This window comes from Nostoc sp. PA-18-2419 (genome assembly GCF_005869855.1).
Lineage (GTDB): Bacteria > Cyanobacteriota > Cyanobacteriia > Cyanobacteriales > Nostocaceae > Nostoc.
Genome location: NZ_SZNH01000017.1, coordinates 105,056 through 127,401 on the forward strand (window position 1 = coordinate 105,056; position 22,346 = coordinate 127,401).

Consider the following 22,346-nt stretch of genomic DNA (forward strand, 5'->3'; position numbering starts at 1 on the left):
GATCAGTCTTCCTCCAATCGAGCTTGTCTCCAAATATTTCTCTCCTCCTTTGCGAACCTCTGCACTTTCCTTTGCGCCCCTTTGCGTTAAAAAACATTACCCCTCTCCGCAACCCGGAAAGGGGTTAATCACTGATGAAACTCAGCACTAATTAATAAGCGTCTTGCAATTCGTAAAAATCAGGCGAGACATAATCTTTCCGCAAAGGCCAACCTACCCAATCTTCTGGCATCAAAAGTCGTTTGAGATTTGGGTGTCCTTCATAAATAATGCCGAACATATCGTAAGACTCGCGTTCTTGCCAATCAGCGGTCTTCCAAATCCAATACACTGAAGGCAGTTTTGGATTATCTCGTGGTAAGAACACCTTTAAGCGGACTTCTTGGGGGCGATCGCTATTATCACCCACTTTAATCAAGTGATATACACTCACCAATTCCTGTCCTGGCCCAAGGTCAATACCACCTTGAAACTGGAGATAATTAAACCCATAAGCATACAGGGCTGTAGCGGTGGGGAGCAAGAAATCTGGCTCCACCTTAATTATCTCTACCCCGTTTTTGTCTGGTGGCAAAAACTCATGCCCAAAACCATTTTCTGTTAACCACTGAGAAACTTTACCAGCTTCTACCAATGACTCTTCTTTGGCTGCTGGTATTGGTTTAGATTCTTCTTCAGCCACGAGTTTGTTCCTCCTTTTGTGTCTTTGCTGTCAGCAATGCAGGTGGTACTGGCATACCAATCGCTTGTGTCAATTCTTTTGGTGGTACAGAGCGAGTTTCTGACTGCAAATACTTCCCAGTTAAAATTTCTTCTACTGGTTTGAGGTTATGAGTCGTGCTGTAATAGCGGTGAGTTTGCTTAATTTTATTCCGCTCTTGCATCGAATCATTAGCAATTTTCTTCCGCAACTTAATAATCGCGTCGATAATTGCTTCTGGACGAGGAGGACAACCAGGCAAGTACACATCCACAGGAATCAGTTTATCAACTCCACGCACTGCCGTTGGAGAATCAACACTGAACATCCCACCAGTAATCGTGCAAGCTCCCATTGCAATTACATACTTCGGTTCTGGCATTTGTTCATAAAGCCGCACCAGTTGAGGTGCCATCTTCATAGTAATTGTCCCTGCCGTAATAATTAAATCGGCTTGGCGGGGGCTAGAACGAGGAATTAGTCCAAAACGGTCAAAATCAAATCGTGAGCCGATTAAAGCTGCAAATTCAATAAAGCAGCAAGCAGTGCCAAATAGCAACGGCCATAAACTAGAAAGCCGTGCCCAGTTGTAGAGATCGTCAACCGTGGTCAAAATCACATTTTCTGAAAGGTCTTGAGTGATTGTCGGACGATCAATAGGGTTGATGATTCGCTCTTTGTCCTGGGTTATTAAGTTAGAATTCAAGACCATTCCAAAGCTCCTTTACGCCATGCGTAAACTAAAGCGACTACAAGAATTGCAATAAAGACTAGCGCTTCAATAAATGCCAATAACCCTAGACGATGGAAAGCTACCGCCCAAGGATACAAGAACACAGTCTCCACATCAAAGACTACAAAGACCAGGGCAAACATGTAGTAGCGGATATTGAACTGAATCCAGGCTCCCCCGATGGGTTCCATTCCAGATTCATAAGTGGTACGCCGTTCAGGGCTATAACCACTGGGTCGTAGGAGCTTGGATGCTGAGAGCGCTAAGGCAGGAACTAGGCTACAGACTATTAAGAAGCCTAGAAAGTACTCGTAACCGCTGAGGACAAACACAATGAGTATCTACCGCTTATGAAGTATTTAAGTTGGGAGTGGGGAACTCAGGGCCCCCACCAAGTGGGGATTAGGGGAGATGGGGAACTCGCGGCCCCCACGTTAGCAAAGCGGGGCAAAGCCCAGTGGGGATTAAAGTCATCGAAAGTGGAAACTAGGGATTGGGAACTGGGAAGCAAGAGAGGAGTTGCAGTAAGTTTTTACCCTCTGCTTCTCTCCAATGCCCTATGCCCCATGTCCAATTACCAATACCTAACCCCCAGTACCCAATCCCTTGAATTGCGTTACTTTCTTTTACATTATATCTTTTTGATTTTTCTGAAATCTACGAAACAAATGCACTTCAGGTATTTGATTCGTTTTTGGTATTGATAGAAAAGTCTAACAGTTATGTCATAATTTTTAACGTATATTTAAGATTTCTCCTCTGCGAGGCCTTAGTCATGAGCGAACCAGCTGTTGAGACTTCAGTGTTAGACCGCTATGAGTGTCGCGCCTGCGGTTATGTATACGAACCCGAAAAGGGAGACGACAAACATGACATTACTCCAGGAACAGCTTTTGCAGAACTCCCAGTCACTTGGCGCTGTCCAGTTTGTAGTGCCAAGAAAACGGTTTTTGCCAACATTGGTCCTGTAGGTACTGCATCCGGCTTCAAAGAAAATCTCGGTTACGGTTTGGGTGTCAATAACTTAACGCCAATCCAAAAAAATATCCTAATTTTTGGCGCTTTGGCTGTTGCATTTTTGTTTTTTCTCAGTCTCTACGGTTTACAATAAGACCCGCTTGAGAGTGCTGATTACTGAGTGTTAACTGCTGAGTTAGGAGTTCTCAATTGTGAATTCTGAATTCTCAACAGACCCTCATTCTGTTTTACCAAGTCTATAAAGCGACTATAGCCTTTAAGCTAAACCTTTTAGAAAACCCCTACACAAATTTAGAACCAATCTAAGAGATACTGATGCATTCAATTCTAAAAAGTTGGCAACGAATATTTGCCTTGTTACTCGTAGTTCTGATGTGTATAGGTTGTAGCAAAGTCCCCTCTGTTAACTACAACCCTTGGAAAATCATTTCTGTGCCAACAGATGCGAAGTTGCTAGATATTGCTTTTACTGATAATCCTCAGCATGGCTACTTAGTCGGTAGCAGTGCCACACTATTGGAAACCAATGATGGAGGTGATACTTGGAAACCAATAACACTGCAACTAGATGAGCAAAAGTATCGCTTTAACTCAGTAAGTTTTTTTGGGAGAGAAGGCTGGATTGCTGGAGAACCTGGATTTTTAATTCATACCACTGATAATGGTGCTTCTTGGTCACGGATTGCTCTGAGCGAAAAGCTACCGGGTAACCCGATCGCAATTAAAGCACTAGCAGACAGCAAAGCCGAGTTGGCTACTGATGTGGGAGCCATCTATCAGACTACAGACGGAGGGAAAAACTGGAAAGCCCAAGTGGAGTCAGCAGTTGGTGTAGTGCGTAACTTAGAACGTTCTGCTGATGGCAAATATGTTGCTGTTTCCGCTAAGGGTAACTTCTACTCAACTTGGGAACCAGGGCAAAATGCTTGGGTTCCTCATAACCGCAATAGTTCTCGGCGGGTAGAAAACATGGGTTTTGCTGACAGTGGTCAGTTATGGATGCTAGCCAGAGGAGGTCAAATCCAGTTTAGCGAACCAACTAAACCTGAAGAATGGCAAAAAGCACAAAATCCGGAATTATCCACCAGTTGGGGTTTACTGGATTTGGCATTCCGCACACCCAATGAAATTTGGCTCGGTGGCGGTAGCGGTAATTTGCTACGCAGTACCGACGGCGGCCAAACCTGGGAAAAAGACCGTGAGGTAGAAGGAGTAGCTGCTAATTTGTACAAGATTGTTTTCTTCCAACCAGACCAAGGATTTATAATTGGCGATCGCGGTGTCTTGCTCAAATATCTTCCAAACCCAGAAACAACTTCTTCACAAGCAACTTAATGGGGGCAGGAGAAATGGGGAGATGAGCAGATCAGGAGATGGGGAGAAAATTTTATCCCACCACCCCATCACCCCACCCCCCATATTCCCAATCACTATTTCTGAGAAGAACGTTGCAACTTGTAACTCTTTCTAAACTTTGTAGGATAATAAACTCAATACATTCTTTGTGAAGGTAGGGATTTAAATGTCAGGTACCACTGGAGAACGTCCGTTTTCGGATATCATTACCAGCGTTCGTTATTGGGTAATTCATAGCATCACCATCCCCGCATTGTTTATTGCTGGTTGGTTATTTATCAGCACTGGACTGGCTTATGATGCTTTTGGCACACCGCGTCCTAATGAATATTTCACACCAGCGCGGCAGGAAGTGCCAATCGTGAAGAACCGTTTTGAAGCGAAAAAGCAAGTTGAACAATTTATTGGAAAGTAGTTTGAGATCATGACTAGCGGTAATAACATCAATCAACCAGTTACCTATCCAATTTTTACTGTCAGATGGTTGGCTGTTCACACTTTAGGTGTACCAACTGTATTCTTTTTAGGCGCGATCGCCGCAATGCAATTTATTCAACGCTAGGAGCAAGTTATGGAAAGATCGCCCAATCCTAATAACCAACCGGTTGAATTAAACCGGACTTCGCTATACCTGGGACTATTGATGATTTTCGTTCTGGGAATTCTGTTTTCTAGTTACTTCTTTAATTAACTAGAACTACTGTTGTTAATCTTTTTTTATTGAACGTGTGTTGATTTKTTCTTAAGGGAGGAAATAAGCTGTGTCTGGAAGTGGGAGAATTCCCCTGTGGGTCGTCGCTACGGTCGCAGGATTAGGTGTAATTACAGTCTTAGGCATTTTCTTTTATGGTGCCTACGCCGGGCTTGGTTCTTCAATCTAAAACTAGTTTGAACAGAATACTATAAAGTCTGAATTTTTTAGCATTTGTTGAGAAATCAGCATTAAACAACCGTCTATCTCTCTGAGACAGGCGGTTGTTTGCAACTTATTTCAAGGAAGGTGAAGTACAAAACTTAAGCTTGATACCCTGACGTTAAGCCTCTTTTACTTCTCTTTTACTTTAACAATTTTGACTTGTGAATTTCCCACTCATAGTGTACGGCCTATTAACTCTATAATAAATTCAATGAAGTTACTAGAAAATTACAGCAGATTTCCCAGAAGGTAAAGTACGCAACGATTCGTCTTAAAGCTAGGTATAAAGCTTATTTACTTGCGAGTTTACCAATTCTGACTTCTGAATTCTGCTGTAATATTCAGGTAATTGGTAAAAAGTTAAGCAATATATTACCTATTACCAATTAACTCATAAACCAATCAAGCAATATCTTCGCTTTCTATGTATAAAAACAGAAATGCGAATACCACACCTGGTACAATCCAACCAATGATCGGAACGAAGATAGCAGGCAGGTAGGAAGTGCTAGCCAACATCGTAGGCAAAAATTCAAATGCCATAGTAAAAGTTCCTGTTAAATCACACTACAATTCAAGATGAGCTTACTGCAAAGTGTGCCAGATTTTTTAAATTCTAAAGATTTTTAACACAGCCCATATTGCGAGTGGGAGGTGGGGAGTAAGGAGTATGCATGAGGAGATGAGGGAGGCCGAGGTAAAATTCCTAACTCCTCAATCAACAGTTGACAGGATCTAGTGCGTTGGACGGGTTAAGAGGCTTGTTCGCGTAGCGTCTGTGATCGCACAAGCAACTGGCTCTCAACAGTTAACCATCAACAGTCATATACCCAATAGCTCATCTAGCTCTAAGTTTGGTAAGTCTGGAGGAATCACAGTACGTACTATTGTGACTTTATGACTCTCCTGTTGGGTTGTCGGCTCTAGAGCGATCGCTTCCAAACGAATTTCCAAACAGCCAAAGGGAATATTTAATTGGGTGATCACTTCCAGTCCTCCCAAGGCGTTAGGTAATAAATTTGTCAGTAAATGGGGACCGTCTAATAACCAACGAGTTTGATAATCTTCAACCCATAATTTGATAGCAACTTGTCGAGAGACTTCAGGCAATACTATACGTACTATCACAGACTTGCCAGCTATTAGTTCGCCCTCTGGTACATGCAGTTGGGGAATTGGTAAAGGCTCAATGGCTACCGTATTTATAGATAGGAGATGAAATAAATCTAATGCTGGTTGCTCCTGTTGTTCCAAGGCATAACTCTTGGTTGCATCGGCTTCTAATTCACTATAGGTATCATCTACAACAATTTCTTGCGCCAACCAAGCTGATGGTATATTTGTGTTTATCGGAGGAGGGGGCGGTATTTGTGATAAAGGTGGCAAAAATATCGGTTCTTCTAAGATTTTTTCTACTTCTGTATTTTCCTCTATAATCAGGTCTGTTTTGTCTACTATATCTGTGTATTCCAGTATTTCTGTGTTAGTATCTATACTTAATGATGAGTTGACATCAATAACATCAACTTGACCATTGGCAGTTTCTGGGCTAACAGAAAGCGGCGTTTGCTGATTTAGAACGTAGTTATCGTCACCTTGTGGTAGCAGTTCATTTATAGGTTCAGGCAAAGAATATCCTTGGCTGTGTATCCATTTCCTGAGTAAGGGAGATGAGTAAAGTTTTGTTTGAATGAATTCTGGATTTGGTTGAGCTAGTACTTGAGCAACAGATTCTTCTTGGATTTCTGAATTTGGTTGAGCTAGTACTTGAGCAACAGATTCTTCTTGGATTTCTGAATTTGGTTGAGCTAGTACTTGAGCAACAGATTCTTCTTGGATTTCTGAATTTGGTTGGGCTAGTAATTCAGTTGTATTTTTATCTTCACTGATAATTGTGTCCGAATTCGGTATGTCCTCAGTCACTTTAATTTCCGATATATTTAGGGCATTATCTTTTACTTCTTCTTTAGGACTTGGCATTTGTAGCCGTTTCAAGTATGGAAAAGTCCTGTCGAGTACTGGTATTCGACGTTGCCTGATAACTAACTGCTCCAAGTTGATAGTAGCTATGGTCGCATCCTTTTCTAGAAGTTCGCTCTGTGTAGGAGATTCAGCAACAACATCTGTGGGAGTATTGACATCCGTTTGAATGGGGGGCAGTTTCGGTAATTGAGGTGAACTTGCTRAATTCTTCAGTTGAGATGTTCGTAGGGTGGTTTCTCGAAGAACTTGCAGATTAATTTGCGGTGGTAGAGGTGTATTTGGCGATGAATTGATTAGCAAAGGCTGGTCTGTTTTTCGCAGTTTGACCAGATTCAATAATTTTAAATCGAGCTTAACAGCTGCCTTTGATTCTGTGGAGCTAGCACAGGACGATGGTGCTATCAGGTCATTTGATGATGTGCTAGATTTTGCTACGGCTGTGATTGCCAGTAATTGTGTTACGTCTGCTGTAATGGTGAAGGACTGGCTGGCTAAATGTATAACTTCACCAATGTCGGCAAATTTACCATATAAACTGATATCTGCCAAAATTAATTTTGATTCACATTCAGCAGGAATATCAATCGAAGTATTGATAGTGAAAGGCAGTTGTTGGTCTGGTAAGGATTGGCCTACCTGGGTCAAGATTTGCGACTCTAAGGGCGATCGCAGTTCAATTTTTAATTCGAGTCCACGGGCACTTTTTGAAGATAATGTTTCAGCTAATTCTAGATTCGTTTTTTCCTCAAGTTCTACCTGCCCATTAATTGTGAGAGCTTGTCCCCAACGAGCAATATAAGTATCCCGATCTAAAGTTAGCAATAATGGTGGCAGGGGTTGTGTTGCTGAAGAATCTATAACCTTTTCATCTTTGGACAGCGGTTCAGAAGTCGGTAAAGCTAATTCTATTAAATTTTGTAAAATTTGTTCTGCCGTCTCACCTTTGAGCCATACAGGACTGACAGGCTCATCGATCACTATATCTTCTTGTTTGGTTGCATCTGGCACAACAACTGTGTCAGCACTGCTATCTGCATCTTCTTGTTTGGTTACATTTGGCACGATAGCTGTATCAACTGTGTTATCTGTATCTTCTTGTTTGGTTGCATCTGGCACAACAACTGTGTCAGCGCTGCTATCTATAGGAATTAGTAGTTCTGTGGGGATACCCATTGCCAGTTCTGGTGTTTCCACAACGTATGGAGCATCAAGCATGGGGCATGGGGGAGTCACTGCGGTCTTGGCAAGCTGCTCCGGTCTTCTGGTCTCCTCAATTGGAGGAACCGACGTATCTCCTGAAGTAGAGCAAGTGGCGTCATTGCCAAGAGGCACAGAAGAAAGACTTACTGCAACTTCTCCCTTGCTCCCTTGCTCGCCTGCTCCCTTGCTCGCCTGCTCGCCTGCCCCCCCTGCTTCCTCAGACAGGACTTGCAGTTGGACGCAGTATTGCCAAGATTTACCAAGCATATCGGACATCAAATCGCCCGAACAGCGTAATTCCCAAACTCCTGGCTCAAAGTAAGTAAAGGGAACTACCGCCATTAAGCCTTCTGAGTTAGTGCGACGCAATCGCTTGAAAATTCGCTGTTTTGGTGTAACTTCCTCTGTTAAAAAGTGAGTGACCCGGATTTCTACATCTGTATTTTGCAGGTTAGAACGAGCCAGAACTCTATACTGCCCTTGCAAAATTTCTAAATTCGGCGATTCTAGGATATGCCAGGAGCGATCGCCTTGCTTCTGTATCAGAAATTGCCAGTGTTCCATTGTGAGTGATGCCCAGACCGACAAGCCGCCCAGTAATATTGTGTATTAGCTTGTTTGCAAGTTTACCCCAGTAATTTGTAATTGCATCCTTAAAAAGGCTATTAGGTTAACTTAGTTTCATATACTTAAATTTTCCTAAAGTCAATACCCTAGAATCAGCCTTTTTCAGTAAACAATCCAATCTTCAACAGAACAGAACATACAATAAATTAAGATTCACTTGACAATTTTGATTTAATTGTCACATCTGCATTTTTGCTACTAACACTTAGGATGTAGCTCTTAAGTATAGTTGGCGATCGCAAATCAGTATAGCTGACAGTGCGTTGTCCGTTTAGACCGCTACAACGAGTGTGCTTCTTGAAGTCAAATGTCGGTGACAATGAAAATTTACAGGAGGGATTAGATGCTAGTCATTTTAATGGACGAGCAAATCCTTGCCCCTGAGCAAGTTTGCCAGTCTTGTTTACTCGCTGATGACAGTGGTCAACCCCGTTGGCGTGGCGGTCAACTGCGTTGTGGTCAAGCCATTCGCAAACTTACTCAACAACAGCCAGACCAGTATGAGTGTGTAATGGGTTTTCGCATAGCCCATGTAGAATAATTTAATTTGCCAGCAAGAGCAAGCAACTGCGTTATCCTAAGGTCAAGTAGCTGTTCAAATATAACCATAGGAGAATCCATAATGTCTTGGCGCGGGTCTACAACAGTCTGGGATCGAATTTTTGCTTGTTTACCTTACCTGCTGCCCTTAATAGATGGTTTAATCTTTAGCAGGTTTTTATTGAATGATTTTCCAGCATTACGAGTCCTGCTTTTACCCCTGCAACCAGTACTAATAATTTACGGTAGTTTAGGACAATTTGGACAACTAATCGTGTTCTTTGCCTTGTTTTTATTGGTGGTAAGAAACGAAAAAATCAGTCACTTCATTCGTTTTAACACGATGCAGGCAATTCTTTTGGATATAGTTATATTTTTATGTTCCATACTAGTGCAAATTTTAGGACAGGTTCCTGGCACTGGCTTTGCAATAGAAACAGTGGCTAACACTATCTTTATAGGTGTAGTGCTAGCAGTTGGATATTCAGTCATCCAATCTTTGATTGGGCGTTATGCAGAAATTCCAGCCATTTCTGATGCAGTGTACATGCAAGTTCGTTAGTCTTTAACGGGTCGCTACGGTGTTTTCCAAGCGACCAATACCTTCAATTTCTACACGGACGCGATCGCCTAGTTGCAATCGACTTACACCCTCAGGCGTTCCTGTAAGCACCACATCCCCCGGTAATAGTGTCATTACCTGACTGATATAAGATACTAAAACATCTGGCGGAAATACCATTTGGTCGATAGAGGCAGATTGGACTGGATTGGCGTCGTCATTCACAAAAGTCTGCAATCTTGCTCCCGGATTTAATTCCCGGACAATCCAAGGGCCTAAGGGACAGAAAGTATCAAAACCTTTGGCTCGTGTCCACTGACCATCTTGTTTTTGTAAATCCCGCGCTGTTACATCATTAGCGATTGTGTAGCCCCAAATTTTAGTTTGGGCAATTTCTGGTGTACAGTCAAAAACGCGATCGCCAATCACTAATGCTAACTCTCCTTCATAATCTACTCGTTGCGACTGGGGAGGATATTTAATTTCCGTTTCCGAGGGAATAATCGATGTAGTTGGCTTGAGAAAAATTAGCGGCTCAGAAGGCACGGGAGTTCCCATTTCTGCGGCATGATCTGCATAATTCTTGCCCACCGCTACAATTTTCGATGGAGCGCAGGGAGCCAAAATTTGGTAATTTTCTGGCGTCAAAGTCAAATCAGTGGCTTGCCCTTGTAACCAGGGCGGAGCATCTAGCACTTGAACGTCGAGGGATAGTTGTAGTAACCCATAATAAATCTGTCCTTCTTGATTTTGAATTCGCACATAGCGCTGCGCCATAACCTTGATGAATATCCTTTTGTCTTTTATTAAAACTTGTAAGCGCCTACTAGCAATCCTCAGTTAGCTTTTTGGGAACTGATTGAGCCTTGAGCAAATAAGCGATCGCTACAGATGTCCTTGGGGAAAGACTAAGCTGATAGCTAGATGATTTGCTGGCGAACACCAAAAGCTGGATTCTTATTTGCTAAAGAAATCTGGGGGTCAGCTGCCGACCTAGTATTTCATTAGGGACATCCAACAGATGAAATCCAAAGTTGGGCGGATCGGCTAATGATTCAAATTGAAAACTGGTAAGATTATAGTTCCTTGTTGCTTCAGATGTTGATCAATACTAGTATTTTTATGAGTCTAGTATAAATCTACACTGGCGGCCATATTTGTCCATAAGGAGACTAAAAAATGACTACAAGTTACGAAACAATGTACATCCTGCGTCCTGACTTGGGAGACGAACAAGTAGAGCAAGCTGTTACTAAATATCAGAATTTGCTTCGTGAACAAGGCGTTGAGGAGATCCAAATTCAAAATCGAGGTAAGCGTCGTCTGGCTTATGAAATTAAAAGACACCGGGATGGGATTTATATCCAGTTAAACTATACTGCACCTGCAACTGCGATCGCTCCCTTTGAACGTGCCATGCGCTTGAGTGAAGAAGTAATTCGCTATCTCACAATTAAGCAAGAACTTGAAGAGAATAAAGTCGCTAAAGCGGCTGCAAATGCTTAAGGGACTGGAAACTAGGGACTAGAGACTAGGGACTGGGGACTAAAAAATAAATACTTTAGGAATACTTTCTCAATATCGAGTATTCCATACCCAGCCCCCAGTCACCAATCGCTAATGCCCTTGAATAAAATTTTGTTTTTTCTTTACCAGTAAGTTGGCTCGCAATGCTAAATTAACAAATACTTGCCAAAGGTAGTACTCCCGCAGTTATACCTAAGATTGGACAAGATACCGAATGGGAGATGTAAGCTACTGTGAGCCAATCTAATACACCCAATATTCAAGCTCTCTCTACCGAAGTATCGCAACTACGCCAAGAGTTGCAACTTCGCGATCAATTAGTGCAACAGTTATCTCAAGAACTGTTTCGGCTGGTAAAAGGTAATACAAATTTTATGCCCCAGCAGTCAGATCTTGAGCGCGATATCACGCAGTTACAAGCTTTACAAGAACAACTCCAAGCTGTGGAAGAGCAGGTAGGATTCTATCAAGAGCAAATATCAACTCGTGACTCCGAAATTTACCAATTGCGACAGTCAGTCCAAGAACTTACCGATCGCAGTCGGATGTTGGAGCAAGTAGTCCAAGAGTTGCCTCAAATTTACCGTCGGAAGTTTGAGGAGCGAATGACACCAGTTAGAGAAAAAGTGGCAATCTTACAACGGGAAAACCGCCAACTACAAGCAGAACTGCAAAGTGTTAGTTACCGCTTAGCAATTAAAACCCGTAATTCTAGTCACAGCGGCATTGATTTGCCAAATTTTCCCCGGACTGTATCCGAACAAACTCAGATTTCTACTCCCCAGAATGCTTAAAAGAGGATGTTTTCAAAGCATTAACTGATGGATTAAAACTCTAGATCCCCTTACTCCTCTGATTAAAAAGAGGATTTTGATTGGGTTATTCCGAAAAATGTGTATACGACGATAAACTTTTCAAACTACTCTCGAAGGATGTTTGAAAAGCCATGCTTTCATGAGGCTGGGGAGTCTAATAAATAATTGCATCTGTTTTAACTAACTTTGGCCATTTACCATGCTACATAGGTAGCTGTAAAACTACGAGTTTTCCTCAATATTGATTCTTTAGGTAAAATAGGAGATTAGCCTACTAGCACCAGACTCTTATCTTTAAGACGAGGTGAGGATAGACATCATAGTGTAAATAAATGCAAACTCGCTTGACTCCACCATCCTTCTCAAGGTAGATTTATTTATTAGCCTGCTAGCACCAGAGTCTCATCTTTGATAGTGGTAAAGATGTCATCGTAAGTGTGAAAAATCTCAAACACAGTATCTAATTGGGTAAGTTCCAAAATTAATCTTACAGGAGTTTGCACGTTGCATAAAACTAAACGACAACCGCTCTGACGTGCAGCTTTCAAACCTTTTACTAGAGGAACTAAACCAGAACTGTCCATAAAGTTAACTTCTGCTAAGTCTATAACCCAGAGTTGATGGGGTTGGGGCACTACTCCAGCCATCTGTTCGCTCAAAGCCATACCAACTTCCAAATCGATGCTTGCTTGGGGTTTGAACAAAATCACTTGAAGTTCTTGTGTGAGAATCATGAATTTAACAGGGTAGTTGGAACACTTAACAAAAAACCGAAAAAGGACATAAATACATTTTCTCTTTCAACAGCAAAATCACTGTCTTACCTCAAAATTTAGGTAATTCCAGCCATGAAATTGAGAGAGATATTTTCAGTATTCATGTCGTATAATTTGTAATAACTTTTCCCAATATAGGCATAAGCGCCTAACAAATTCGGTATCAGCTGCGTCTTTTACAAAATTTTCATAATTATCTAAGATATTTATAAATTTTTTATAAATATTTTTTATTTATCTTACAAAAGTATGGTTTTGTGGTAGTAGATACTCAAAAAAATGATAATTAATAGTCAAAATTTGATAATCACCATAGATTAGAATATATGGATTATTCCAAATTAAAATTGAGTCAATAAATCTATGTAGCGGTTTGCATTGACAGCTTAGCCAAAAACAAGCAAAGATATAGTAAAAGTAAAAATTTATAAAGACGGCGGTGCGGGATGTCTTTAGAACTGATTTCACTAGAAAACATCCAGGAAGTCGCCCACAACTATGGCTATTGGGCAATCTTTTTGGGAATTTTGCTAGAAAATTTAGGCATTCCTGTTCCAGGCGAAACTGTGACCATAGTGGGTGGATTTTTAGCTGGTAGCGAGGAACTGAATTTCTGGCTGGTTCTCGGTAACGCAATTATGGGTGCTGTAATTGGCGGGGTTTGTGGCTATTGGATTGGTAGAGTTAGCGGTTGGCCTTTCCTGGTAAAAGTTGGTAGCATCTTTCGGATTTCAGAAGTGCGAATGCTCAATATTAAAGAGCAATTTAGTCAAAATAGTGCAAAAGCAATATTTGTTGGACGTTTTGTGGCATTGCTGCGGATTTTGGCTGCACCACTAGCTGGTATAGCCGAAATGCCCTTTAGAAAATTTTTTTTATACAACTTTTTAGGAGCAGTAGCTTGGGCTAGTTTAATGGTGACATTAGCTTTCTTTGCTGGCAAAATTATCTCCTTAGAACAATTGGTTGCTTGGGCCAGTAAATTTGCGCTCGTAGCATTACTGATCGTGGCAACTTTAATTTTTGTTCCAGTGTGGTTAGAGTCTCGTCAAGTTAAAGAAATGGGTAATGAGAAGTGAAGCAGTAGACACAAAGACGCTCTGACAAACAGACGTGGCCAAAGAGGATGCAGGGAATTATATCACAAACACTCTCTGCGTCGCTGCGTCTTTAGATCGGAGCGTCTCCCACTCTTTGCGTCTCCCTAACCCCTAGTTAACTGCGACCAAATACGAGTTGGTAGTCCCCAAACGTAGATAAAGCCTTCAGCAGCTTTATGATCGAATTGATCTTCGGCTCCGTAGGTTGCCAAATCGGGACTATAGAGAGAATTATCGCTCGAGCGTCCAACTATGGTGGCATTACCCTTAAATAACTTCACGCGCACAGTTCCAGATACTTGCTGTTGTGTCTTTTGAATAAAAGCATCCAGTGCGGCTTTGAGTGGACTGTACCACAGACCGTTATAAACGATTTGGCTATAAGTTTCTTCAATCCCACGCTTGTAATGAGTAACATCTGCTGTGAGAGTCAAACTTTCCAAATCCCTATGTGCTTGAATTAAGACTAACATCGCTGGTGATTCGTAGATTTCCCGTGATTTGATACCTACTAGACGGTTTTCGATCATATCAATCCGTCCAACACCATGATTTCCTACAAGCTGATTAAGTTGTTCAATTAACTCTGTCGGCTTTTTAGTTAAACCATTGAGGGTGGTGGGAATACCACAGTAGAAACCAATTTCGATGTACTCTGGTTCATTGGGAGTGTGAGCGATCGCTTTAGTCATCTCATAGATTTCTTCTGGTGGCTCAAATGAGGGATCTTCAAGTGAACCAGCTTCAATACTACGACCGAGCAAATTCTTGTCAATGCTGTAAGGAGAAGATTTTTTGACTGGTGAGGGAATACCAAACTTTTCACCATAGGCGATGGTTTGCTCGCGGCTCATTCCCCATTCTCTGGCTGGTGCAAGGATCTTCAGGTTGGGGTTGAGGGCGGTAACCGAAACATCGAAACGAACTTGATCGTTACCTTTGCCAGTACAGCCATGAGCGATCGCATCAGCACCATATTTTTCGGCTGTTTCTACTAATACTTTGGCAATCAACGGACGGGCAAGGGCAGTTCCTAGTGGATAACGATTTTCATAAAGGGCGTTAGCTTGAATTGCTCCAAAAGCATAATCTTTAACGAAGCTGTCTTTAACATCCGCTACTAAGGATTCACTTGCACCTGATTTGAGGGCTTTTTCTCTGATTGGCTCTAATTCATCTCCCTGACCCAAATCTGCTGCTAGGGTAATCACCTCTTCCACACCCCACTCATGTTTCAGGTAAGGAATGCAAACAGAGGTATCTACTCCGCCAGAATATGCCAGAACAACCTTTTTAGCGCGACCCATTAATTTCTCCAGTTAGGAAAACAAAGAATGAGTAATTATTATATCGAAACTAATCCATATATACTTTCTTCATGCAACAACCTATAGCAGGAGTTAAGAGTTAGAATTCAGATTCCAGTCTGCTCATAAAGCGATCGAATATTTTTTGATCTGGTTTTCAACGAAGATCATCTTTTGTTGGTTATTTCTTAACCTGTATACATTGGTTCAAAGCTTATTTAAGTGAAACTACAAAATTATTCATTTTTGAGCTTTGGAGTATTTTCTGATGAAATTAGCTAAAGATATTATCATTGCTGGTTTTGCAGTTACTATCTTGGTTGCTGCTGTTGCTAAACCAACACAAGCTGCCTTGGTTAATTACGGTTTCACCGTAAATGCAACATCTGGTCAGAATCCCGGTCAATATTCTGGCTCTTTTCAGTATGATGACTCGACCTTAACCGGAATAGGTGAGGAAAATCTAGGGGTTAGCAATGGATTATCCATTTTGTTTGACTACTTGGGTACTCAGTATACGCAGGCAAGTGATTTTGATTACCCAGCATCTCCTATAGTCAGTTTTACAAATGGCAATCTGTCAGGACTGAGCTATTTGGTTGAAGATCGGTTTTTTATTGGTAAGGATTCGGGTAATCCAAATATAGGAGGAACAAAATTTTATAGCATTCTCAGTGCCGACTTATTGTCTACAACAGAGCTGGGTACAGTAACCTACACTAAGAGTACACCAGTACCAGAATCGATGACTGTTGGTAGTGTAGCGATCGCCACTGCTATGGGTTTGGGAATGAAGCGCAAGAAAAAAGTATCTGGACTAGCAAACTAAAGTCAGCATGAAAATTAACGTAGAGACGTTATTATTTAACGCCTCTATACATACGTTTTTAAGTGAAACTACCAGTATAATTTTTACGTCTGATGGCAATCACAGATGGTTTGGGAAGACCTTTAGGTTGACCCTTACCACCGTCAGCTGTTGGGATGTTAGTTGGCCAACTACTGCCACGAGGTACAGTACGAGTCTGATTAAATGTAATACCATTTAAATTCAGTATTTCAATATCACGACTCAGTATCGTACCATCGTTGATTGGGCTATCTTCGCCGGGATGCTGTACCGAAATAATTAGAGTATCTCCCACAAAAGTTGGGCCAGTCATCTCACAGCGTACTGGGCCTTGAGCAAAAGGTATTAGCTCTCCTGCATGAGTACCAGAAGTAGGAATGTAGAATAGCCAGTTATTACCGAAAACTCCTGTCAAGTTGGAAACATTACCACTGGCTGTATGGTCGATGATAGTTACAGTGCCAGCTGCACCAACATTAAAACCATTATGAGTAGTGGTAGACATATCCGTCACACCCCAAATATTTGCCTTATTGTCGAACACTAAATTATCCACATTGGCAAAACCAGCACCAGAAATAGATCCGGCTTCTCCACCTTGAGCAAATCTCTGCCAATGGAATGTTAGACCTGTACCATCAGCACTATCTTCAATAATCTTGTACAATCCTCCCGATTGCTGCGTCGCGTTTGGATCTTTACTTAACTTGGCAACCTGGAAAATCCGGGAATCTGGATAACCGTCGCTTCCCGGCGCACCATCAGTATAGGAAATGAACACTTCTTTGGTACTTGGATGCACTTCCAAATCTTCTGGACGTGCGGTGGGAGTGCCACCGGCCAAGTTGGCTGCTAAGAAAGCATCAGCGAGAATAGCACCTTGGGAAGGGTAGAAATCAGATAGCTTTTTACTTTGATAAGCAGGCAGTATAACTGCTTCATTGGTGCGATCGACTGCGAGGGAGCCACCATCTGTGGTTTGACCTGCAATTCCATTACGTTTTGGTAGAGATAAAAGACCATTTCTTTGAGCCGAACCCAAAGCGCCAAACTCCACAGAAGAAATTATTGATGGTGCAATGGGATTGGTGGGACTGTTTAAATTTAAGGGTATCCATTGACCCGTACCATTTGGATTGTAGCGGGCGACATATAAAGTACCACTTTCCCACAAACTGCTGTTGGCTTTATTGGTTGGTGAAGAAATCACACCTGCACTGACAAATTTCCAGGTGTGTCCCCCACGCCTATCATCACCCATGTAGGCGATTGATGGCTTTTGAGCTTCGGCACGGATGGCAACGTTTTCATGGCGGAAACGACCCAATGAAGTATGTTTGCGGGGGCGGAAATTCGGATTAACGGGGTCAATTTCCACAATCCAACCGTATTTTTCCCCAACTAAGCCGAAGGTTTTACCTGTAGTACCATCGGTATAACCTGTTTGAGTACCGTTAGGGTTGACTGATTCTGTGACACCAACAAAAGCTGCCGCACTTCCTTGAAAGTTTTCTTCACCACTTAAAATAGTTCCCCAAGGAGTTGTACCGCCAGAACAGTTATAGCTAGTGCCAATAATTTTGTTACCTAGTCCATCAGAGGAGAGGTTAAATACTTGGGTGGCGGCTGGGCCAGTTGCGATTAAATAATTTTGGTCGCCTTTTTGGTAACTGCGACTTCCCCAAGAGGTGACATTTTTATATTCATCAGTTCTTTGGCTATTAATTCCCAACCCAGACAGACCGTGAAGGCGGCGGTTTCTCGCATCACCTTTAACCACGGCATAACGGTTATTAGAATTACGGCTGGAGATGCGGACGATTGAACCGCCTAAGTTATATAGAACTTCGCCGTCAAATTCAACACCTCTAGCGGCAGGTAAAGCCCAGCCAATAACTGATTCAAAGGTCGTAGGCAATCCTTTAACATCAGCGGGGGCTTCTGGTGCAAGATCGGAAAAAGGAAAACTCACGTATTCATGATTGACCCACAAATAGCCTACGTCGTTGGTTCTGCCAAGGGGAATAAAAGCCGTATAATCGTTGTTATAGCCGAAATAATCATCGCTGTTGGGAAATACGCGATCGCCCCAGCTGACAATTACATAACGGTCGTACTCTGGTGGTACTACTAGATCGTCAACTACGTTGTAGCTATTTAACTTCGTATTTGCAGATGCATTGATTACCTGTCCCTGGCCGATTCCCGTTGGCAAGAAACTTTTCTGCTGTTTATAAATGGGTAAAGAATGGGGTAAGCGCACTGGTGTAAAGCTCAGTGGCTTGTTGTTTGCTCCAGCAATATTAGAAACACCATCTATAATTGTCTCTCCCAACACAGCAGCACCAGCACTGCCAGCAAAAAATACTAAAATTTGTCTGCGACTTAATTTAGACATTAAACTCTCCTCTCTTGTGACATAAAAAATCTTGTAAAGGCAAATCTTGATTACTGACAGAAAAAGCCATCAATTCTTGATGTGAAATGCCACAGATTTTGAATAGTCAATAACCTCTTCTTAACAAAAGCTTGATTGCGTATTTAGGTCACTTAACTAGACAAAATTTTTTCAGTTTGTCATCTAAATCTAATGAGCAAAAATTAACGCCAGGTTATATCTTGATTAATGGAGATTTCTTGTCTACTTGACTAAAGTCTAGGAAATTTCAGAATCATAAGTTATAGCCGTAGTCACACTCTTTAGGACACTTGAAAAGGGTGAAAGAAGAGAGTTAGCAATAGTTTTACCTCCTGCCTCCTGCTATATCAGGTAAGGAACAGAGTCAGTACCCCATCTGTCCTATCCTGGAGATGGATAAATGTGTTGTGGGTGAGACTGTGTTTTTCAGCGTTGTGATACCGACTTATAATCGCCAACCGATTTTAGAAAAGTGCCTCCGTGCTTTGGAGATGCAGGAGTTGAGTCAGCCAAGTTCGGTTACTGATTACGAGATTGTCTTGGTAGATGATGGTTCTACTGATGGCACATTGGAGTGGTTAGCAGCACACAAAGAAGAGTTTCCTCATGTGCGCTGGTTTGAGCAAGATCATGCTGGGCCGGCTGCGGCGCGGAATTTGGGAGTAGAACAGGCGCTAGGAGACACAATTATTTTTATTGATAGCGATTTAGTAGTGCTGAAGAATTTTCTGCAAGCTCATAGTAAYGCACTTATGCAGGGGAAGGAGAGATTGAGGAGCGATCGCTTTTTCACTTACGGTGCAGTTATTAATACTTGYAATTTCAACAACCCAACTGCTGAACCCTACAAAGTTACAGATTTTTCAGCAGCTTTTTTTGCTACSGGAAATGTAGCAATTCCCAAACATTGGCTAGAGAAAGCCGGACTTTTTGATACTAGTTTTCAACTCTACGGCTGGGAAGATTTAGAATTAGGTGTGCGGCTAAAAAAACTAGGTTTGACACTAATTAAATGTCCAGAAGCCGTAGGATATCACTGGCATCCAGCATTTAACTTGGAACAAATTCCCCGATTGATTGACCAAGAAATTCAACGCGGACGGATGGGAGTTTTGTTTTATCAAAAGCATCCCACATGGGAAGTGCGAATGATGATTCAAATGACTTGGCTGCATCGCTTACTTTGGGGAATTTTGTCACTTAATGGTGCGTTAAATGAACGGACGATGGCTCCATTTTTGCAATGGCTAATTAACTTAGGTAAACCTCAACTTGCTTTAGAAATTGCTCGAATTTTTCTCAACTGGTACAATGTGAAGGGTGTTTATGAAGCCTATGCTCAAATGCAGCAAGTATTGTGATTAAAAATTGATTCCTGCTTATCGAAAATAGGATTGCGATCGCTCTACCTCTAGGTAAATCTCAGCACAGCAATCGAGTCTGGAATGCTCACTAGCTGGATTGTATAAGGTATAAGCTACTTATGATAATCTGAGCATTAACCACAGTAACAGAAATTCGTAGCAGGATAGAGAGTCACAGATGGCTAAGATAGGGTTGCTGATTGGGGTTGGCGAATATGGAAATGGTCTTTCCCCCTTGGCTGCGGCTCCCAAAGATGTGGAGGCGATGTATGAAGTATTGGGAAATCCTGAAATTGGCTGTTTTGATCAAGTGATACCGTTGATTAATCCTGAGCGACAGGCGATGGAGGAAGCAATTTATACATTGTTTGCAAATCGTAAAAAAGATGATCTCCTACTACTTTTTTTCTCTGGTCATGGAGTCAAAGATGATAGTGGCAATCTTTATTTAGCTGCTCATAATACCCGCAAAGAACAAGAAGCACTCGTTCAACCTACAGCGGTAGCAGCGAGTTATGTACAAAATATTATGAGCAGTAGCCGCTCGAAGCGACAAGTAGTGATTCTGGATTGTTGCTTCAGCGGCGCTTTTGCTCAAGGAATGACGGCCAAAGATGATGGTTCTGTGCCTGTCAAGCAACAATTAGGTGGAGAAGGACGAGCTGTTCTCACATCTAGTACCTCAACTCAGTATTCTTTTGAGAGTCAGGGTTTCGACCTCTCAGTTTATACGCATTTTTTAGTTGAAGGTATTAAAACTGGAATAGCAGATAAAGATCAAGATGGAGCAGTTTCTATTGATGAGTTGCACGAATATGCTAGCGAAAAAGTACAAGAAACTGCTCCTGGCAAAATGAAGCCTGAAATCTATCCAATTAGAGAAGGCAGTAAGATACGACTGGCTAAAGTGCGAGTTGAAGATCCAAAGCTGAAATATCGCCAAGATGTTGAGCATCGCCTCAAAGACGGTAATATTCCCCCTATTGCCCGCAAATTGCTAGACCTTAAACGAGATACTTTGCAACTAACTCCTGAAGAAGCTGCTGTCATTGAAGCAGAAGTTCTCAAACCGTATCGAGAGTACGAGGCAAAATTGCAGCAATACGAGCAGGTGTTATCTGAAGCACTTCAAGCTGAAAATCCTATAAGTAACGACACTCGCAACTACTTAAAAGAATATCAAGAATTTTGGGGACTTAAAGATGAGGATGTAGTATCGGTTGAAGCGCGAATTATTCCAGACAGCGAATCGACTAATAGCAATCAAAATGTATTTTCAACTGAAGCATTTAGCTTTAAAGTAAATAAAATTGATACCCCTAACAGCGTTATTTTTAATATTCAAGGCAAACCAACCACAAAATCCAGTTCTACAGAATCTCTAGTTGATGACTTCAGCGCTACGCCAACAACAGACTCTACTCAACTACGAGACTTGTTAGTAGCAGGTAAGTGGAAAGAAGCAGATCATAAAACTAGGGCTATTATGCTTAAGTTATCTGGTCGTGAACAAGAAGGCAATCTCCGATCAGAAGATTGTAGACAATTATCATGTGAAAGTATAAGTGAAATTGATCAACTTTGGGTTAAATACAGCAACGGGCGTTTTGGTTTTAGTGTGCAACAGCGTATTTGGCAAAGTATCGGAGGAAGCAAAAGTGCGGGATACCACACTTTTAAGAGTTTTGGCGATCGCGTCGGCTGGTCTATTGAAGGAAACTGGAGAAGTCAGGATAATCTAATCTTCAGCTTGAACGCTGCTGATGGACATCTCCCATATTGCAGAGAATGGTTGAATTGGAGTTATTCTAATACGGTAGTGCATCGATTTTCTGCACTCATATCAAGACTTGAGGAGTGCGGGATTAAACCTGCTATTGTTAGTACTGAACCTAATCTCAAGTTAGAAAGTCTAAATGCTACTATTATTTCTCCACAACAATTAAACTACCCTCAACTCTGTATATCACAGCCTCAATCAAATTTTGCAAAAGTTTATCAGCATAAAAATAAATTATATGTAGTGGGAGCATTTCTGTTATTTGGCTTCATGGGATATTTAATATATCAATCTTTAGAGAATCTAGACAAACCATCTATATCTAAACTCAATAAACAACTATTTGCTAAGAATTGGCGTGATGCAGATCAAACCACTTCTGATCTCATACGCCAGTTTTCTGGAACACAAGCAGGCTATATTACAAGTATAAACAGCAACAATATTAAATGTGGATATTTAACAGAGATAAATAACCTTTGGGAACAGTCCAGCCGTAACTTCGGTTTTCAGAAGCAACGGAATATTTGGGAAAAAGTCAAACATAACCAAAGTGAATTTGAAAAGAAGATTGACTGGTATGGTAAAAAGAACAGTGACTTCATATTTAACGAGACAGCACCTGTGGGGCATCTACCTGCTGTTGGAAGGATATTCTATAGTACAAAAGATTATACAAACAAACTTGAAGAATGTTTCAAAGCACAAAAATAGAGGATTTTTATAGTTTTCACTATAAAAATTTTCTATACAGCTTGACCTAAACTATGTATAACATTGCCATATTCCCCAGTTTCATCTGAACTTCTAACT

23 protein-coding genes are annotated in these 22,346 nt (G+C 41.5%); 14 read left to right on the forward strand and 9 right to left on the reverse strand.

All coding sequences use genetic code 11. From position 1 onward, the window contains the following. Positions 1–151 precede the first annotated feature (151 nt). The 3 genes from FCR06_RS18445 to ndhC are packed head-to-tail and all read right to left on the reverse strand — an operon-like array spanning position 152 to position 1,765. Complete coding sequence (locus FCR06_RS18445) at positions 152–682, reverse strand: NAD(P)H-quinone oxidoreductase subunit J (RefSeq protein WP_138502234.1); 531 nt, start codon at positions 680–682, stop codon at positions 152–154. Continuing rightward, complete coding sequence (gene ndhK / locus FCR06_RS18450) at positions 675–1,412, reverse strand: photosynthetic/respiratory NAD(P)H-quinone oxidoreductase subunit K (protein WP_138502236.1); 738 nt, start codon at positions 1,410–1,412, stop codon at positions 675–677. Before ndhK ends, FCR06_RS18445 begins: the two co-directional genes overlap by 8 nt. Next, the gene (gene ndhC / locus FCR06_RS18455; protein WP_138502238.1) at positions 1,403–1,765 is read right to left on the reverse strand and encodes a photosynthetic/respiratory NAD(P)H-quinone oxidoreductase subunit C; all 363 of its coding nucleotides are present in this window, start codon (positions 1,763–1,765) and stop codon (positions 1,403–1,405) included. The genes ndhK and ndhC overlap by 10 nt, the downstream gene beginning before the upstream one ends. 443 nt (positions 1,766–2,208) lie before the next feature. Here ndhC and FCR06_RS18460 point away from each other — a divergent pair, with 443 nt between their 5' ends. The 6 genes from FCR06_RS18460 (at position 2,209) to FCR06_RS18485 (ending at position 4,648) form a co-directional block, all read left to right on the forward strand. Beyond that, the gene (locus FCR06_RS18460) at positions 2,209–2,544 is read left to right on the forward strand and encodes a rubredoxin (protein WP_138502240.1); all 336 of its coding nucleotides are present in this window, start codon (positions 2,209–2,211) and stop codon (positions 2,542–2,544) included. Between the two features lie 182 nt (positions 2,545–2,726). After that, a complete protein-coding gene (locus tag FCR06_RS18465) occupies positions 2,727–3,746 on the forward strand; it encodes a photosynthesis system II assembly factor Ycf48 (protein ID WP_138502242.1) in 1,020 nt (339 codons plus the stop codon). Positions 3,747–3,933: 187 nt separating this feature from the next. Next, a complete protein-coding gene (psbE, locus tag FCR06_RS18470; protein ID WP_138502244.1) occupies positions 3,934–4,182 on the forward strand; it encodes a cytochrome b559 subunit alpha in 249 nt (82 codons plus the stop codon). A gap of 9 nt (positions 4,183–4,191) precedes the next feature. Then, the gene (gene psbF, locus FCR06_RS18475) at positions 4,192–4,329 is read left to right on the forward strand and encodes a cytochrome b559 subunit beta (protein ID WP_015115279.1); all 138 of its coding nucleotides are present in this window, start codon (positions 4,192–4,194) and stop codon (positions 4,327–4,329) included. Between the two features lie 9 nt (positions 4,330–4,338). Then, positions 4,339–4,458 carry a photosystem II reaction center protein L gene (locus tag FCR06_RS18480; protein WP_138502246.1) on the forward strand — a complete coding sequence of 40 codons (120 nt, stop codon included), beginning with the start codon at positions 4,339–4,341 and terminating at the stop codon, positions 4,456–4,458. 70 nt (positions 4,459–4,528) lie between these two features. Then, the gene (locus tag FCR06_RS18485) at positions 4,529–4,648 is read left to right on the forward strand and encodes a photosystem II reaction center protein J (protein ID WP_073644363.1); all 120 of its coding nucleotides are present in this window, start codon (positions 4,529–4,531) and stop codon (positions 4,646–4,648) included. A 437-nt stretch (positions 4,649–5,085) separates the two neighbouring features. On the opposite strand, the gene psaI is transcribed toward FCR06_RS18485, so the two are convergent. Further along, entirely contained in the window at positions 5,086–5,226 is a 141-nt protein-coding gene (gene psaI, locus FCR06_RS18490) for a photosystem I reaction center subunit VIII (RefSeq protein WP_138502248.1), read from the reverse strand. Between the two features lie 279 nt (positions 5,227–5,505). Then, the gene (locus tag FCR06_RS33615; protein ID WP_223280192.1) at positions 5,506–8,430 is read right to left on the reverse strand and encodes a hypothetical protein; all 2,925 of its coding nucleotides are present in this window, start codon (positions 8,428–8,430) and stop codon (positions 5,506–5,508) included. Positions 8,431–8,836: 406 nt separating this feature from the next. Between FCR06_RS33615 and FCR06_RS18500 the strand changes: the two genes are divergently transcribed. Beyond that, positions 8,837–9,034 (forward strand): hypothetical protein, encoded by a 198-nt coding sequence (locus FCR06_RS18500; protein ID WP_138502250.1) that lies wholly within the window; start codon positions 8,837–8,839, stop codon positions 9,032–9,034. Between the two features lie 81 nt (positions 9,035–9,115). After that, positions 9,116–9,595: a Tic20 family protein gene (locus FCR06_RS18505; RefSeq protein ID WP_138502252.1), complete on the forward strand. Its 480-nt coding sequence runs from the start codon at positions 9,116–9,118 to the stop codon at positions 9,593–9,595. Between the two features lie 3 nt (positions 9,596–9,598). On the opposite strand, the gene FCR06_RS18510 is transcribed toward FCR06_RS18505, so the two are convergent. After that, positions 9,599–10,372 carry a fumarylacetoacetate hydrolase family protein gene (locus FCR06_RS18510; protein ID WP_138502254.1) on the reverse strand — a complete coding sequence of 258 codons (774 nt, stop codon included), beginning with the start codon at positions 10,370–10,372 and terminating at the stop codon, positions 9,599–9,601. 402 nt (positions 10,373–10,774) lie between these two features. On the opposite strand from FCR06_RS18510, the gene rpsF reads away from it, so the two are divergent. Beyond that, on the forward strand, positions 10,775–11,101 hold the full coding sequence (rpsF, locus tag FCR06_RS18515; protein WP_138502256.1) for a 30S ribosomal protein S6: 327 nt from the start codon (positions 10,775–10,777) through the stop codon (positions 11,099–11,101). A gap of 254 nt (positions 11,102–11,355) precedes the next feature. Continuing rightward, positions 11,356–11,916, forward strand: a complete 561-nt coding sequence (locus FCR06_RS18520) for an Npun_F5560 family protein (RefSeq protein ID WP_138502258.1) — start codon at positions 11,356–11,358, stop codon at positions 11,914–11,916. Between the two features lie 401 nt (positions 11,917–12,317). On the opposite strand, the gene FCR06_RS18525 is transcribed toward FCR06_RS18520, so the two are convergent. Then, the gene (locus FCR06_RS18525) at positions 12,318–12,671 is read right to left on the reverse strand and encodes an STAS domain-containing protein (protein ID WP_138502260.1); all 354 of its coding nucleotides are present in this window, start codon (positions 12,669–12,671) and stop codon (positions 12,318–12,320) included. Between the two features lie 488 nt (positions 12,672–13,159). Here FCR06_RS18525 and FCR06_RS18530 point away from each other — a divergent pair, with 488 nt between their 5' ends. Beyond that, entirely contained in the window at positions 13,160–13,792 is a 633-nt protein-coding gene (locus tag FCR06_RS18530; protein WP_138502262.1) for a DedA family protein, read from the forward strand. A gap of 125 nt (positions 13,793–13,917) precedes the next feature. Here the strand turns inward: FCR06_RS18530 and FCR06_RS18535 are convergent, their stop codons facing one another. After that, positions 13,918–15,120, reverse strand: coding sequence for an argininosuccinate synthase (locus FCR06_RS18535; RefSeq protein WP_138502264.1), 1,203 nt, complete (start codon positions 15,118–15,120; stop codon positions 13,918–13,920). Between the two features lie 268 nt (positions 15,121–15,388). Between FCR06_RS18535 and FCR06_RS18540 the strand changes: the two genes are divergently transcribed. Further along, on the forward strand, positions 15,389–15,949 hold the full coding sequence (locus FCR06_RS18540; protein ID WP_138502266.1) for a PEP-CTERM sorting domain-containing protein: 561 nt from the start codon (positions 15,389–15,391) through the stop codon (positions 15,947–15,949). Positions 15,950–16,007: 58 nt separating this feature from the next. On the opposite strand, the gene FCR06_RS18545 is transcribed toward FCR06_RS18540, so the two are convergent. Continuing rightward, positions 16,008–18,368, reverse strand: coding sequence for a PhoX family protein (locus tag FCR06_RS18545; RefSeq protein WP_138502269.1), 2,361 nt, complete (start codon positions 18,366–18,368; stop codon positions 16,008–16,010). Between the two features lie 413 nt (positions 18,369–18,781). Between FCR06_RS18545 and FCR06_RS18550 the strand changes: the two genes are divergently transcribed. Together FCR06_RS18550 and FCR06_RS18555 are read left to right on the forward strand one after the other, a co-directional pair. Further along, positions 18,782–19,750 (forward strand): glycosyltransferase family 2 protein, encoded by a 969-nt coding sequence (locus FCR06_RS18550; RefSeq protein WP_138502271.1) that lies wholly within the window; start codon positions 18,782–18,784, stop codon positions 19,748–19,750. Between the two features lie 181 nt (positions 19,751–19,931). Then, positions 19,932–22,247 (forward strand): caspase, EACC1-associated type, encoded by a 2,316-nt coding sequence (locus FCR06_RS18555; protein WP_138502273.1) that lies wholly within the window; start codon positions 19,932–19,934, stop codon positions 22,245–22,247. Positions 22,248–22,346 lie beyond the last annotated feature (99 nt).